The organism is Devosia ginsengisoli, assembly GCF_007859655.1.
Lineage (GTDB): Bacteria > Pseudomonadota > Alphaproteobacteria > Rhizobiales > Devosiaceae > Devosia > Devosia ginsengisoli.
This window is the reverse complement of record NZ_CP042304.1, coordinates 3,519,026-3,532,955: the sequence shown is the minus strand read 5'-3', so window position 1 is coordinate 3,532,955 and position 13,930 is coordinate 3,519,026. Positions and strand designations below refer to the sequence as shown.

At 64.2% G+C, this 13,930-nt stretch carries 16 protein-coding genes; 10 read left to right on the top strand and 6 right to left on the bottom strand.

The genetic code is table 11. From position 1 onward, the window contains the following. Positions 1-117: 117 nt before the first annotated feature. The gene (locus FPZ08_RS17320) at positions 118-1,800 is read right to left on the bottom strand and encodes a glycoside hydrolase family 3 protein (protein ID WP_146291295.1); all 1,683 of its coding nucleotides are present in this window, start codon (positions 1,798-1,800) and stop codon (positions 118-120) included. 61 nt (positions 1,801-1,861) lie between these two features. Beyond that, positions 1,862-2,749, bottom strand: coding sequence for a bifunctional DNA-formamidopyrimidine glycosylase/DNA-(apurinic or apyrimidinic site) lyase (gene mutM, locus FPZ08_RS17315; protein ID WP_146291293.1), 888 nt, complete (start codon positions 2,747-2,749; stop codon positions 1,862-1,864). Between the two features lie 118 nt (positions 2,750-2,867). Here mutM and ubiE point away from each other — a divergent pair, with 118 nt between their 5' ends. From ubiE to FPZ08_RS17290, 5 genes are all read left to right on the top strand, one after another. Then, on the top strand, positions 2,868-3,632 hold the full coding sequence (ubiE, locus tag FPZ08_RS17310) for a bifunctional demethylmenaquinone methyltransferase/2-methoxy-6-polyprenyl-1,4-benzoquinol methylase UbiE (protein ID WP_146291291.1): 765 nt from the start codon (positions 2,868-2,870) through the stop codon (positions 3,630-3,632). Continuing rightward, positions 3,632-5,185: a 2-polyprenylphenol 6-hydroxylase gene (gene ubiB, locus FPZ08_RS17305; RefSeq protein ID WP_425457607.1), complete on the top strand. Its 1,554-nt coding sequence runs from the start codon at positions 3,632-3,634 to the stop codon at positions 5,183-5,185. Before ubiE ends, ubiB begins: the two co-directional genes overlap by 1 nt. A 79-nt stretch (positions 5,186-5,264) precedes the next feature. Beyond that, positions 5,265-5,723 (top strand): dUTP diphosphatase, encoded by a 459-nt coding sequence (gene dut, locus FPZ08_RS17300; protein ID WP_146291287.1) that lies wholly within the window; start codon positions 5,265-5,267, stop codon positions 5,721-5,723. Beyond that, positions 5,677-6,429, top strand: coding sequence for a DUF2259 domain-containing protein (locus FPZ08_RS17295; RefSeq protein WP_146291286.1), 753 nt, complete (start codon positions 5,677-5,679; stop codon positions 6,427-6,429). Before dut ends, FPZ08_RS17295 begins: the two co-directional genes overlap by 47 nt. After that, entirely contained in the window at positions 6,419-7,135 is a 717-nt protein-coding gene (locus FPZ08_RS17290) for a HesA/MoeB/ThiF family protein (RefSeq protein WP_146291284.1), read from the top strand. The genes FPZ08_RS17295 and FPZ08_RS17290 overlap by 11 nt, the downstream gene beginning before the upstream one ends. An 80-nt stretch (positions 7,136-7,215) precedes the next feature. Here FPZ08_RS17290 and FPZ08_RS17285 read toward each other — a convergent pair whose 3' ends face one another. From FPZ08_RS17285 to fabA, 3 genes are all read right to left on the bottom strand, one after another. Continuing rightward, positions 7,216-7,503 carry a GIY-YIG nuclease family protein gene (locus FPZ08_RS17285; protein ID WP_146291282.1) on the bottom strand — a complete coding sequence of 96 codons (288 nt, stop codon included), beginning with the start codon at positions 7,501-7,503 and terminating at the stop codon, positions 7,216-7,218. Positions 7,504-7,589: 86 nt separating this feature from the next. Continuing rightward, positions 7,590-8,816 (bottom strand): beta-ketoacyl-ACP synthase I, encoded by a 1,227-nt coding sequence (gene fabB / locus FPZ08_RS17280; protein WP_146291280.1) that lies wholly within the window; start codon positions 8,814-8,816, stop codon positions 7,590-7,592. Positions 8,817-8,918: 102 nt separating this feature from the next. Then, complete coding sequence (gene fabA, locus FPZ08_RS17275; protein ID WP_146291278.1) at positions 8,919-9,425, bottom strand: 3-hydroxyacyl-[acyl-carrier-protein] dehydratase FabA; 507 nt, start codon at positions 9,423-9,425, stop codon at positions 8,919-8,921. Positions 9,426-9,610: 185 nt separating this feature from the next. Between fabA and irrA the strand changes: the two genes are divergently transcribed. From irrA to FPZ08_RS17260, 3 genes are all read left to right on the top strand, one after another. Further along, a complete protein-coding gene (irrA, locus tag FPZ08_RS17270) occupies positions 9,611-10,057 on the top strand; it encodes an iron response transcriptional regulator IrrA (protein ID WP_281285640.1) in 447 nt (148 codons plus the stop codon). Positions 10,058-10,198: 141 nt separating this feature from the next. Continuing rightward, on the top strand, positions 10,199-10,375 hold the full coding sequence (locus FPZ08_RS17265) for a YjiS-like domain-containing protein (protein WP_186767060.1): 177 nt from the start codon (positions 10,199-10,201) through the stop codon (positions 10,373-10,375). Next, positions 10,372-10,992: a Vgb family protein gene (locus FPZ08_RS17260; RefSeq protein ID WP_146291274.1), complete on the top strand. Its 621-nt coding sequence runs from the start codon at positions 10,372-10,374 to the stop codon at positions 10,990-10,992. Before FPZ08_RS17265 ends, FPZ08_RS17260 begins: the two co-directional genes overlap by 4 nt. Before the next feature lie 2 nt (positions 10,993-10,994). On the opposite strand, the gene FPZ08_RS17255 is transcribed toward FPZ08_RS17260, so the two are convergent. Next, the gene (locus tag FPZ08_RS17255; RefSeq protein WP_146291272.1) at positions 10,995-12,203 is read right to left on the bottom strand and encodes a helix-turn-helix domain-containing protein; all 1,209 of its coding nucleotides are present in this window, start codon (positions 12,201-12,203) and stop codon (positions 10,995-10,997) included. A gap of 85 nt (positions 12,204-12,288) precedes the next feature. Between FPZ08_RS17255 and FPZ08_RS17250 the strand changes: the two genes are divergently transcribed. Together FPZ08_RS17250 and FPZ08_RS17245 are read left to right on the top strand one after the other, a co-directional pair. Beyond that, positions 12,289-12,966 (top strand): class I SAM-dependent methyltransferase, encoded by a 678-nt coding sequence (locus tag FPZ08_RS17250; RefSeq protein ID WP_146291270.1) that lies wholly within the window; start codon positions 12,289-12,291, stop codon positions 12,964-12,966. Between the two features lie 135 nt (positions 12,967-13,101). Then, entirely contained in the window at positions 13,102-13,929 is an 828-nt protein-coding gene (locus FPZ08_RS17245; RefSeq protein ID WP_146291268.1) for an arylamine N-acetyltransferase family protein, read from the top strand. The last annotated feature ends 1 nt before the right edge of the window (position 13,930 follow it).

The following is a 13,930-nucleotide window of genomic DNA, read 5'->3' as shown; positions in this document are numbered from 1 at the left end:
GCCTCCCGCGGACTTGATCCGCGGGTCAATCTCAATCCGGCACAAGTAGTGAGAGCCCCCCGGATCAAGTCCGGGGGAGGCGATTGTGGGTGGGAGAGATGGGGCAATCCCCGACCCTCAATACTTCCCCTGCTCGCTGCCCACGAAGGGATCGACCGGGCTCGTTCCGGCAAAAGGTGCGCGGCCCATGATGGCTTCCAGCACCGCCGCCTGCATGTCCTCGCTCGAGCCATAGGCGTTGACATAGGCCGGCACGCGCGGGGCGTCGTAGAGATAGTAGGGATAGCCAAAGGAAATCATCAGCGTGGGCACGTCGTGCCAGAGACGGCTCATGGCGCCGAAGACCGAGCCGGTGAGTTTCATCCAGTCGAGGAAGATGCGGCTGCGGGTCAGTACGGTTTCCTCGGCGAAGAGGTAGAGCACGAGATCGAAATTCTTCGGGCTCACCTCCATGCCGGGCGCATAGACCACGACCTCGAAACCCTCCTTTTCCAGCCGTTCAGGTAGGCTGAGCGGCAGTGGATGGGGCACGAAGGGCAGAATGACGCCGCCCGAATAGACCAGCACGCGCTTGTGTCGTGCAGGCGAGAGCGGCAGCAGGTTTTTGACATCCTTGACCAGGGTCGGCACGCGCGCCGTCACGGTCTGCGCCAAGGCCAGGTTTTCCGGCAAGGCCACCACAGTGCGCGCCGTGTCGAGATTGGGTTCGGGGCGGTCTGCCTTGTGCAGGCCCAAGGCGGCCTTGAGCGCCAGGACGCGCGTCACCGCCTCGTCCACCCGCTCCTGGCTCAGGCGACCGTCGGCGACGGCCTTGACCAGCCGCATCAGGTCGCCATTGGGGTCGTCGGTGAAGAGGATGACGTCGCAGCCCGATATGATGACTTCGGGCAGCACGTCGTCGCGCGGCCCCCAATCGCCCATGCCGGCCATGGGTGTCGCGTCGGAGACGATGAGGCCATTGAAGCCCAGTTCGCGCCGCAGCAGGTCTTCGTTCAGCACCTTGCTCAGCGAGGCGGGGCGGAAGGCCTCGGCGCCCGCATCGGGGTCGAGTGCCCGCACGAAGGCGGGCAGAGCGATATGGGCCGACATGACGCTCATCACGCCCGCGGCGATGGCCTTGCGGTAGAGCTGGCCGAAGGTCTTTTCCCATTCGGGCATTGAGAGCGGATTGACGGTGGTCACCAGATGCTGGTCGCGGTCGTCATAGCCCTCGCCCGGCCAGTGCTTGACGGTGGCAGCGACACCATTGGCCTGGAAGGCCGCGATCTGCGCCAAAGCGTGGCGCTCGACCTTGCCCATGTCGCTGCCATAGGAGCGGGTGCCGACAATGGCGCTGCGCCAGGCCTGGTTGATGTCGATGACCGGGGTGAAGCTCCAGTTGAGCCCGACGGCCGCCGCCTCTTTCGCCATGATGGTGGAGATGGCCGTCGTCGCCTCCACATCGTCAACAGCGGCGAGGCCGAGCGGATTGGGTACTGAGGTGCCGAAGGGCAGGCTCATCCGGCTGCCTTCGAGATCAGCGCTGACCAGCAGCGGAATAGAGCTCAGGGCGCCCAGTTCGCGCGCCAGGTTGATCTCGGCGACGATATCGTCGGAATAGATGCGGGTAATGCCGCCCGGCTTGAAGCTGCGCACTTCGGCTGCGACCTCTTCCGACGTGCCGCGCGCCAGAAGCACGAAAAGCTGGGCCAGCTTGTCGCGCGGCGTCAGCCCATCGCGCGTAGACGCGACCCAGGCAATGGCCTCGTCATCGAGGTTGAAGGGGGCGGCGGAAAGGTCGATCGGGGCCAATTGGCGCATCCTCCGGCAGTCTTCTTATGCGCCATCTTTAGCAGGCGACTGCGGCAAAAGCAGCCCGAGCTCAAGGCGCTTTCTGGCAAACCGGGCAAAAGAACGTCGAGCGCCCGGACTGCACAATGCGCTGTATCGTGCCCGTGCAAAGCGGCGTCGGGCAGGGCTCGCCTTCGCGGTCGTAGACGGCAAAGTGGTGCTGGAAATAGCCCGAGCCGCCCTCGGCATTGCGAAAATCGCGCAAAGTCGAGCCGCCGACTTCAATGGCTTCGACCAGAACCTGCCGCACCGCATGGGCCAGATCGTCCAGCGCCGGCTTGGGGGCGCCCTTGGCGGTTACCAGCGTTCCCGCCAGCACGGTGGGCAGGATGTGGCTGCGATGCAAAGCCTCGGCCACGTAGATATTGCCCAGCCCTGCCACCACGCGCTGATCGAGCAAAGCCGCCTTGATCGGGGTTTTCTTGCCCTTGAACTTATCCGCCATTTCCGCGGCATTGAAGTCATTGCCCAGCGGCTCGGGGCCAAGCTCCTTGAGATAGGGGCTGTCCGCCACATCATCATAGAGATCGATGAAGCCGAAGCGACGTGGATCGGCATAGATCAAATGGCTCTTGCCATGAACAGGGTGGGTGATGTCCCACACCATATGGTCGTGCTTGGGCTCGGTACCCGGCTCGTAATAACGCGGCGGCTTGTCGATGCCATGTTCGGCGAAACGCCACGAGCCGGTCATGCCCAGATGGCTCAGCACGGTCCGGCCATTGCCCAGCGTCATGAGAAGGTATTTGGCCCGCCGCCCTACCGAGACGATGCTCTGGCCCTCCAGTGCCGCCGCCAACCCTTCGGGGAAAGGAAAGCGCAGGTCCTTGCGGTTGAGGGTGACCTTGTCGATGGTCGCACCTACCAGCCAGGGCTCCAGGCCACGTCGAACGGTTTCGACCTCGGGCAGTTCGGGCATTTTTTGCCTCATTTACCTGTGCGGCTTTGTGCCATGGCAAAGCCGGTTTGCTTTGAATATGTATCGTTCTGTCAATACAGAGCGTATCGACCAATACGCAAAGCACGAGGCGAAGGCCATGACCGACGCGCAGGAGACCACCCATTTCGGCGAGCAGACCGTGGCCATGGCCGACAAGCAGGGCCTGGTCGACAAGGTCTTCCACGACGTCGCCGACCGCTATGACCTGATGAACGACCTGATGAGCGGGGGCGTGCACCGGTTATGGAAGGGCGCCATGGTCAACGAGCTGGCCCCGCCCAAGACCGGGTCGCGCCCCTATAGGGTGCTCGACATGGCAGGCGGCACCGGCGACATTGCCGAGCGCATCGTCAATGCCTCGGTGGGCTATGCCGAAGTCGTCGTCTCCGACATCAATGCCGATATGCTGCGGGTGGGCGCCGAGCGGGCGAAGAGCTGGCGCTATCCTGCGCAGGCCAGTTTCGTCGAGGCCAATGCCGAGGAACTGCCTTTCGACGACAACAGCTTCGACGCCTATACGATCGCCTTCGGCATCCGCAATGTGCCGCGCGTGCAGAAGGCGCTGAACGAGGCGCATCGCGTGCTCAAGCGGGGCGGGCGCATCCTGGTGCTCGAATTCTCCCAGGTCGACGTGCCGGGCTTCGACGCCATCTACCGGCTCTATTCGGACCGTGTCATCCCGCCCATGGGCAAGGTGGTGACCGGGGATGCCCAGCCCTACCAGTATTTCGTGGAATCCATCCGCAAATTCCCCAATCCGCAGGCCTTTTCCGGGATGCTGACCAGCGCCGGCTTCAAGCGGGTGAAGCACACTTCCCTCACCGGCAACATCGCCACGCTGTTCTCGGGGTGGAAGATTTGATCCTTTCCGCCTATCTCCGCCTTTTTCGGGCCGGCTATGTGCTTGCGCGCGAAGGGGCCCTCTCCATTCCCGGCGAGCTGCCGCCGGCGCTGGCGCCTTTGCGGTTCGGCATCTGGCTGGGGCGGCTGGTGGAACGGCCGAGCGTGCGCAAGACCGGCCATGTCGAACGCCTCAACAAGGCGCTGAACCGGCTTGGCCCCACCTATGTGAAATTCGGCCAGACGCTGGCGACCCGCCCCGATGTGGTCGGCGCGCAGATCGCCAATGACCTTTCGGGCCTGCAGGACAAGATGGAGCCGTTCGACCCGGCTCTGGTGCCCGGCATTCTCGCCACGGCGCTCGGGGACAAGGCGGCCGAGCTGACCGAACTGTCGCCCCCCGTCGCCGCCGCGTCCATCGCCCAGGTGCACAAGGCGCGGCTCAAGCCGGCCAAGGGGCTGCCGAAAACCGTGGCCGTCAAGGTTCTCCGCCCCGGCGTCGAAGCCCGCTTCATGTCCGACATCGAGAGCTTCTATGCCGCCGCGCGCCTGGCCGAGGGGCTGGTGCGTTCGACGCGCCGCCTGCGCCCCACCGAGGTGGTCGAAACCCTCGACCGCTCGGCCCGGCTCGAACTCGACCTGCGGCTGGAAGCCGCTGCCATTTCGGAAATGGCCGAGAATATCAAGGACGATACCGGCTTTGTCATTCCCACCGTATCATGGGACCATGTGGCGCAGAATGTGCTGACCACAAGCTGGGTCGAGGGCATCCCGATCCGCGAGCATGACGCACTCGATGCCGCCGGCGTCGACCGCAAGGCGCTGGCGGCCAAGCTGCTGCAGAGCTTTCTCAAGCACGCCATCCGCGACGGCTTCTTCCATGCCGACATGCATCCGGGCAATCTGTTCGCCGATCCCAGGACCGGCGACGTCATCGCCGTCGATTTCGGCATTATGGGCCGTATCAATCGCAAGGAACGGCGCTTCCTCGCCGATATCCTCTATGGCTTCATCACCCGCAATTATCGCCTGGTGGCCGAGCGGCATTTCGATATCGGCTATGTTCCTGGGGATCAGTCGGTCGACGACTTTGCGCTAGCTATCCGCTCCATCGGCGAGCCGCTGCATGGCCGCACGGCGGCGGACATTTCCATGGCCAAAGTGCTGGGCCAGCTGTTTGCCATTACCGACCTGTTCTCCATGCAGACCCGCCCCGAACTAGTGCTGCTGCAGAAGAGCATGGTGCTGGTGGAAGGCGTCGCCCGTGCGCTCGATCCCGACCTCGATATCTGGACCGTGGCCGAGCCGGTGGTCGGCGACTGGCTGCGCAAGGAAGCCGGACCCCTGGGGCGGCTGCAGGACCTCAAGGATCATTTCGACACCATTGCCGAAGCGGCAGGGCGCCTGCCGGTCATCGCCGCCCAGGCCGAATTGGCTTTGGCCGATTACCATGCCGGCAAGATGGCGCCCCGCCGAGATCGCCTGATGCGTTGGGCGCTGCTGGGCCTGATCGGGGTTACCAGCCTTACCATGCTGGTCCTGCTCTATCGTTTGCTGACCATGGCTTCGTGGTAGGTCTCTTGCCGGTTCAAGGACTTAGCCCTAGATTGCCCGATAGCAATCATGCCGGCGCAGCGGCGGAGCATCCCCTTTAATGAGCGACCCTGTTTCGATCGGTCTGGTCTGGCTCGCCCATGGCGAGGGCCTGCCTTTGCCGCGCCAGCAGACCCCGGGCGCCGCGGGGCTCGACCTGGCGGCGGCGCTTGGACCCGATGAAGTGGTCGAGATCGCGCCCGGCGCCGTGGCCATGATCCCCACCGGCCTCACAATCGCCCTGCCCGAGGGCTATGAGGCACAAATCAGGCCGCGCTCGGGCCTTGCCGCCAAGCACGGCGTTACCGTGCTCAATTCGCCCGGTACGGTGGATGCGGACTATCGTGGTGAGGTCAAGGTGCTGCTGATCAATCACGGGCCTGCCCCCTTTGTGGTGCGCAGGGGCGAGCGCATTGCACAGATGGTGGTGGCGCCGGTCAGCCGGGTCATATTCAGGGAACGGGAGACGCTGGATGCAACCGAACGCGGCACGGGCGGTCATGGCTCGACCGGGCGCTAGCTTCGCCGGCCTGTGCGGCCTCATGCTCCTGGTCACTCCCGCATTGGCGGGCGACCGGGCGCTGATCGACGTCATCGGCTATTCGCAGGATGCCGATTATTTCGCCTTCGAGGAATTCGGCATCCAGGACGGTTCGGGCTTTGCCTATTCCAACATCTATGTCGTCAATCTCGAAACCGATTCCTGGGCCTTGGGCACCCCGGTCCGCGTACGGGCCGATGACGAGACGGCCACGTTGAGCCAGATCCGCGCCGAGGCTCAGGCCAAGGCCGCCGAGACCATAGCATCGCTCGAGATCGACGTGCCGGCCGAAATGGCGGCTTTGGTGGGCGATGGTGCGCCGGGCGTTGAGGCCCAGGCATTGCGCTTTGGTGCACCGGGCTATGAACCCGGCGCCGTGATGGGCGACTATGAATTGCGCCTGTCCAGCTTTGCCACCACGGCCGCGGCGCCCTGCGCCGACTGGTTCTCGGTCGATCCCATGGGCTATCAGCTGACGGTCAGCGCTGATGGTACTGAGCGGGTGGTGCATCGCGACGAAAGCCTGCCCCGCTCGCGCGGCTGCCCGGTCACCTATCGGCTCTATGGCGTCACCCTGCCCTTCAATGCCGGTTCGGTCGAAGGGGCGGTGGCGCTGATCTCGGTCTATCCGGGAGGCTTTGAAGGCCCCGACCGGCGGTTCCTCGCGGTGCCGCTTGGCCTCTGACCTGCTCTCGCCCGACGAAACAAACCGCTATGCGCGCCATCTGGTGCTCAAGGGCATGGGTGGGGCTGGGCAGCAGGCGCTGAAGCGGGCGAAAGTGCTGGTGGTCGGCGCGGGCGGGCTGGGTAGCCCGGTCATCGCCTATCTCGCCGGCGCGGGCGTGGGCACTTTGGGCATTGTCGATCACGACACGGTTTCGCTCAGCAACCTGCACCGCCAGGTGATCCATAGCGAGACCGGTATCGGCAAGGCCGAAAGCGCCGGGCGCTTTGTCCATGCGCTCAATCCGCATGTGAGCGTGGTGGTTCATTCCGAAGAACTCACCAGCGCCAATACGCCCGCCATCCTCGACGGCTACGACCTCGTGCTCGATGGCACCGACAATCTGGGCACCCGCCGCCTGGTCGCCGCCACCTGCGAAGCGCTCGGCGTCCCACTGGTTTCGGGTGCGGTCTCCATGTTCGACGGGCAGGTCACCGTCTTCGTCCCTGGCGGCCCGCGCTTTGCCGATCTTTACCCCGAAGAGGCCGACGACACGGACCTGCCCAGTTGCGAGGCGTCAGGCATATTGGGGCCATTGACGGGAGTCATCGGCACGCTGATGGCCATGGAAGCCGTCAAGCTCATCACGGGGATTGGCGAGCCATTGATCGGCCGGGTGCTGACCTATGACGGCAAGGGCGGGCGGTTCAGCGAATTTTCGTATTGAGGATTGGTCCAGGGAGCCACCCACACCTCTCCCACAATTGCCTCCCGCGGACTTGATCCGCGGGTCTCTCTCCCCGGGCACTATCCTGGTGCGATCACCCAATAAAGGTCGTCCCATTCGGGATTGTCCTTCTCGATCAACGCCACCTTCCACTCTGCTTTCCAGTGCTTCATCGTCCGCTCGCGCTGCATGGCGCCATAGATGGTCTGATGCTCTTCGAAATAGACGAGCCGATTGAGGTGGTAGCGTTTGGTGAAGGCCGGGATGAACTCACCCTTGTGCTGCCAGACGCGCTGCACTAGGTCGGTCGTGGCGCCAATATAGAGCGTCCCGAACTTTCGGTTCGTGAGGATATAAACCCAAGCCATGCCTCAACATGCGTGACAAGAGACCCGCGGATCAAGTCCGCGGGAAGCGTCTGTGGGTGGGAAGGTCTGTCGCTTGAGCCGGCTAATCAAGCATCCGGATGCTTGAAGACCAGCGCTGCATTGGTCCCGCCAAAGCCGAATGAATTGGAGAGCACCACGCCGAGATCCACATCATCGCGGCGCTGCCGCAGGATGGGCATGTCCTCGAAGGCGGGGTCGAGCACCTCGATATTGGCGCTTTCGGCAATGAAGCGGTGCTTCATCATCAGGATGGAATAGATCGATTCATGCACGCCCGTCGCGCCCTGGCTATGGCCGGTCAGCGACTTGGTGGCCGAGATGGGCGGGCATTTGTCTTCGTTGCCGAACAGTTCGCGGATGGCCTCGATCTCACGCAGGTCGCCCACCGGGGTCGAGGTGGCATGCGGGTTGATGTAGTCGACCTTCTGCCGGACGTTTTTCAGCGCCATGCGCATGCAGCGCTCGGCGCCTTCGCCCGACGGGGCGACCATGTCGAGGCCATCAGAGGTGGCGCCATAGCCCACCAGTTCGGCCCAGATCTTTGCGCCGCGCGCCTTGGCATGCTCGTATTCCTCGAGCACCAGCACGCCGGCGCCGCCTGATATCACGAAGCCGTCGCGCGCCGCGTCATAGGCGCGGGAGGCCTTTTCCGGGGTATCGTTAAAATCCGAGCTCATGGCGCCCATGGCGTCGAACAGGTCCGACAGCGTCCAGTCCAGATCCTCGTGGCCGCCGGCAAAGACGATATCCTGCTTGCCCAGCATGATCTGTTCCATGGCATTGCCGATGCAATGCTTGGACGTCGCGCAGGCGGCGGTGATCGTATAGTTGATGCCCTTGATGCCGAAGGGCGTGGCAAGCGTCGCCGAGGCGGTGGAGCCCATGGCCTTGGGCACGGCCAGCGGCCCGATGCGCTTGGGGCTCATATTCTTGCGGGTGATGTCGGCAGCTTCGACGATGGTGCGGGTCGAGGCGCCTCCCGAACCCATGACAATGCCCGTCATGGGGTTGGAAATGTCGCTCTCCTCCAGCCCGGCATCCTCGATAGCCTGCTGCATGGCGAGGTAGTTCCAGGCGGCGCCCTTGCCCATGAAACGGGTCGTGCGGCGGTCGAGGATTTCAAACGGATCGAGGCCGGGATCGCCCTTGACCTGGCTGCGGAAACCCAGTTCGGCATAGTCCGGCGCCGCGACAATGCCAGGCCTTGCGGCGCGCAGGCTCGCGGTCACCTCGTCCAGCGAATTGCCGATCGAGGAAATGATACCCATGCCGGTTACGACAACTCGTCTCATCGTGTCCTCGTTCTATAGTCCTGCTCGGGCGCCTTACGAAGGCGTCTCTTGTTATCTTGTGCGAATTGGGCCGATTGCACCCCTATGAGATGCTTTCAGCATTCATGCGACGGGAATGAGGCCCACCCTGAGGTTTTCCGCAACATAGATGACCTCGCCATCCGCCTTGACGCTGCCGGTGGCAATGCCGAAGGGCAAGGGCGAGCGCATGTGCCGCTTGATGTCGATGCGGTATTCCAGGAGCTTCTTGTCGTTCGTCGCCTGGCCGGTGAACTTGATTTCTCCACCCAGTGCCCGGCCACGGCCAGGCGAGCCCGACCAGCCCAGGAAAAAGCCGGTCATCTGCCAGAGTGCGTCCAGCCCCAGGCAACCGGGCATGACTGGGTCGCCGATGAAATGGCACTGGAAGAACCAGAGATCGGGCCGAAGATCGAGCTCGGCGGTTACATAGCCCTTGCCGAATTCGCCGTCCGTATCGCCGATATGGGTGATGCGGTCGAACATCAGCATGGGCGGTGCCGGCAGGCGGGCATCCATCTGACCGGGCAGTTCGCCGCGGCCATGGGCCAGCAGCTCCTCATACCCAAATGCATTTTGCCGCTCGGCCATGCCTTGATACCCCTGAGAACCTTGTGTTTTGTCTCGTATAGAGGCGCGGGGAGAGGGTCAAGTCAGCGGGTCTTAGCCATTGTGGGCAAATGCCGGACCTGCGGCGCCCCTGCCGCTTGTATGAACTTTCTGCCATAGTTATAAGGAAACCAGCATTTCCGGCCGTTCCGACCTTCAAGGACCCAATGACCGATCGTATTCAGACCGTCCGTTCCATGCCGTCGCGCAAGCCCTGCCTCACCGCGGTGCTGCGCATGGCCGGTCTTCGCCCCACCCGCCAGCGCGTGGCGCTGGCCGAGCTGCTGTTCGGCGGGCCGCATCGCCATGTCAGCGCCGAGCAGTTGCATGGCGAAGCGTCCGAGGCCCGGGTCAACGTTTCGCTGGCCACGATCTACAATACGCTGCACCAGTTCCATGAAGCCGGCCTGCTGCGCGAAGTGGCCGTCGATGCCTCGCGCTCCTATTTCGACACCGACACGTCGGACCATCATCACTTTTACGTGGAAGACGAGCAGCGGATGATCGACATTCCCGCTTCCTCGGTCGAGTTCGCCAGCCTGCCGGACGCGCCCAAGGGGATGAAGGTCAGCCACGTGGATGTCGTGATCCGCGTACGCAAGGCGCAGGCGTAGCCCTCCGATATCCATGCCGCTCGAACACCCGCGTTTCCCGCGCCGGTGAAATGCCGTCACATCTGTAACTCTCACTAGAGGGAATGGCGCTGCTAGACCTTTGCCACTGGCCGATTTTGGCCACTTGCAGAGGAGATGATCATGTTTCGATCTTGGATCAATCGCTATCGCCAATGGCGCTTCGAGCGTCACACTATCAATACGCTGCGTTCACTCGACGATCACCGGCTGGCCGATGTCGGCACATTCCGCGATAGTATCGAGCTATTCGTGGCAGAGCGGCTTCGTCCGGACACCTCGAAAGGACAGTCGGCATGAACAAGCGAGCAGAAATCGTGGGCGAGTTCGTCGGCAATGCCGGCGGGGCCGTGAATGGGGTCAGCTATGATGGCCGCCATGTCTGGGCCGCCACGGGTGACCGGATGCGCTCGTTCGATCCGGCCACCGGAGCCGAAATCGCCGCCTTCGACGTGCCCGCCCATGCGGGCACCGCCTATGACGGGCGGCACCTCTACCAGGTATCCGATGCCGTCATCCACAAGGTCGACCCGCAGACCGGCAAAGTCGTCGGCACCATACCGGCGCCGGGCGCCGGCAAGGATTCGGGTCTGGCCTGGGCCGACGGCTCGCTCTGGGTCGGCCAGTATCGCGAACGCCAGATCATACAGATCAATCCCGATACGGGCGCCGTGCAACGCACCATCCAGACCAATCGCTTCGTCACGGGCGTGACCTGGGTCGATGGCGAATTGTGGCATGGCTATTCGGACGATGGCGATGGCGGCATCGCCCGCATCGACCCGGCCAATGGCAATGTGCTTGTCAGCCTCGACATGCCGGGCATCAGCGTTTCGGGCGTCGAATCCGATGGTGCCGATCGCTTCTTCTGCGGTGGCGGCGAGAGCGGCAAGGTCCATATCGTCCGCCGCACCTGATACTACCCGGCGCCCGGCAGCAGCAGGGTTGTGGGAAAGCCGGGCAGGGTCAGCATGGTCCAGCGTTGGGCGCGGCCACGCCCGATAGAATCGACTTTCCCGGCCTGCTGCAAAGCCTGCAGCGCCCGCTGGACGGTACGAGCGCTGGTATCGAGCACCAGTGCCAGCGCCGAGCTCGACCACAATTCGCCATCGGCCAGCAGCGCCATGACGGCAGCGCTCTGGTCTTCCAGTGGAAAGACCAGCACCGCTGCCTCGCCCCGTTTCGGCACCAGGCGAAATCCGGCCGGCGTCGCTGATATATCGGCCAGCGGCGCGATGAGCTGGCGCAGCCGGGTCATCTCCACGCGCAGCCGGGCGCGATGCGATTCATCGGCATGGCGGGCATGGAAGGCACGCTTAAGCAGCGTCTCGCGTGATGCATCGCCGGGCCAGGCTTCGGCCAGCGTGCGCAACAGGGCGAACAGCACCGGCCGCGTCGCCAGCGAAATCGTCTCGCCACCCTGGCGCAGGGCATTGCGGGTGGCGTCGGCGACCAGGGTGTCGGATGCCAGCAGCGCCTCCACCTCGTCCAGCGAAACTGCGGTCTCGACGCCATGGCGGCGCAACAGGGCGGCTGGGCTGTCCAGCGGCAGGCTTGCCGCCTCCACCTCTGCCATCAGCCCCGCTATCCCAGACCGGCGCGCCGCGGCTCCGGCTTGCTGCAGGGCCTGCCGCGCCGATGCGATCTGCAGGCGCCTGATATTCGTGCCGGCATGGACCAGCCAATAGGCGGCCAGCAGGGCCGGCGGCAGCGTCTCGGGCGCGAATGTCGCCAATCGTTCGTCCGCGCGGTCGAGATGGCCCAGCAGCAGGTGGCGGCGCGCCTCGATAATGCCGGCATGGGCCGCATTGGCGCGGTCGCCCCGGCTCGCCAGCACCTCCCTGGCGCCTTCCAGCCAGCGCTCCGGCCAAGCCAGGTCGCGCGACACCAGTGCGATCTCGGCCTCGGCGAGAATGCAGCGGGCACGCGCCACCGATTCTTGCCGGCCGAAGCCGCGGGCCGCCTGTTTCAGCAGCTCCCGGGCCCGCGCCAGGTCGCCCAGTTGCGCCATGGCGATGCCGCGCAGCGCCAGTGCCGCCGGGTCGTCTCGCAAGGCGACCCGATTGAGGGCGCCCAGCACATCGCCGGTGGCCAGCGCCAAAGCTGCTGCGTTGAGTATGGAATCCATGGGGCAACCCTACAATGAAAGGCCTCGCCTCGCTCGGATTTTCATGTAACAATAATAGTTACATTTAATCACGCATGGTCCGAACATGAAACCCAACGCCTTTGGCAGTTACGCCTCCCCCTCCTATGCCGAAGGTCCGCCGCGGCAGGTACCGGGCTTTGCCAGCCTCCATCGCATGGTCTCAATGCTGCTGGCCGAGCGCGTGCCGGCCAATGGCAGCGTGCTGGTGCTGGGCGCCGGTGGCGGGCTGGAGCTCAAGGCGCTGGCCGATGCGCATGCCGGCTGGTCGTTTCATGGTGTCGACCCATCCGCCGCCATGCTGGGCCTGGCCCAACAGGCCGTTGCTCCGCACAGCGACCGCATTCAACTGCATGAAGGCTATGTCGATGTCGCACCCGATGGGCCGTTCGACGGCGCGGTGAGCCTCCTCACCTTCCACTTCATTCCGCGTGAGGAGCGGCTCGGGACGCTGCGCCAGTTGCGCCGCCGCCTCAAGCCCGGCGCGCCGCTGCTGCTCGCCCATATCAGCTTCTCCCAGAGCGAGCCCGAGCGTTCGGCCTGGATTGCGCGCCATGTCGCCTGGCCGACCGCCCCCGATGCCGATCTGGCCCAGCTCGAAGCGGCGCGGCAGGCCATCGGCACACGCCTCTCGATCATCGCGCCCGAGGAGGAAGAAGCGATGTTGCGGGAGGCGGGCTTTGTCGGTGTGAGCCTGTTTTATGCCGCGCTCAGCTTCCGCGGCTGGGTCGCCTACGCCGCCTGATTTGCGGTCGGTTCCGGCGCCGCGCGCAGGCTTGTCCAGCCCCCTAGCACGGCTAAATCGCCAAACCGGCCGGTGACAGCGGCGGCCGCATCGCCCATATTGCGCGCCGTGCGCAACCAGCGGCAAGGGTGGCCAATGAGCCAAAAGGTCAATCTGAACGCCTATTTCGAGCGAATCGGCTTTGCCGGATCGATCGCCCCGACCTTGGCGACTCTCGAACTGATCCATGCGCTGCATCCGGCAGCCATTCCCTTCGAAAATCTCAATCCGCTGCTCGGCCTGCCGGTCAATCTCGACCTGGCCAGCATCGAAAAGAAACTACTGACTGAAAAGCGCGGCGGCTATTGCTACGAGCATAACCTGCTGCTGATGGCCGTTCTGCGCGAGCTCGATTTTTCCGTGCGGGGCCTCGCCGCGCGCGTGCTGTGGAGCGACCCCAGCGCCGTGGACCGACCGCCGACGCATATGCTGCTGGCCGTCGAGATTGGCGGGGCCACCTATATTGCCGATGTCGGCTTTGGCGGGCTGACGCTGACCGCCCCACTCAAGCTCAAATCCGAAACCGAACAGGCCACCCCGCACGAAACCTTCCGCCTCACCGGCGGCGCGCCGGACTGGACACTGGAAGCAAAGATCGGGGAGGCGTGGAAGGCGCTCTATATCTTCGACACGGTCGAAAGGACCCTGGAAGACTATGCCGCGTCCAATCTCATCCTCTCGACCGACTCGCCCTTCACCCGCGAATTGCGCGTGGCGCTGTCGCCCAGCGGACAGCGGCTGGCCTTGCGCAACAATCGCTTCACCACCCACACGGTCGGCGAGCCCTCCGAGAGCCGGTTGCTGACCAGCCTGGCCGAGATGCGCGAAGTGCTCAGCGGCCCATTCGGCATCCAACTGCCTTCTGCCGAACTTCTCGATCCCAAGCTTGAAGAAATTCTCGCTGCGGCCGGGACCGAGGCCTGAC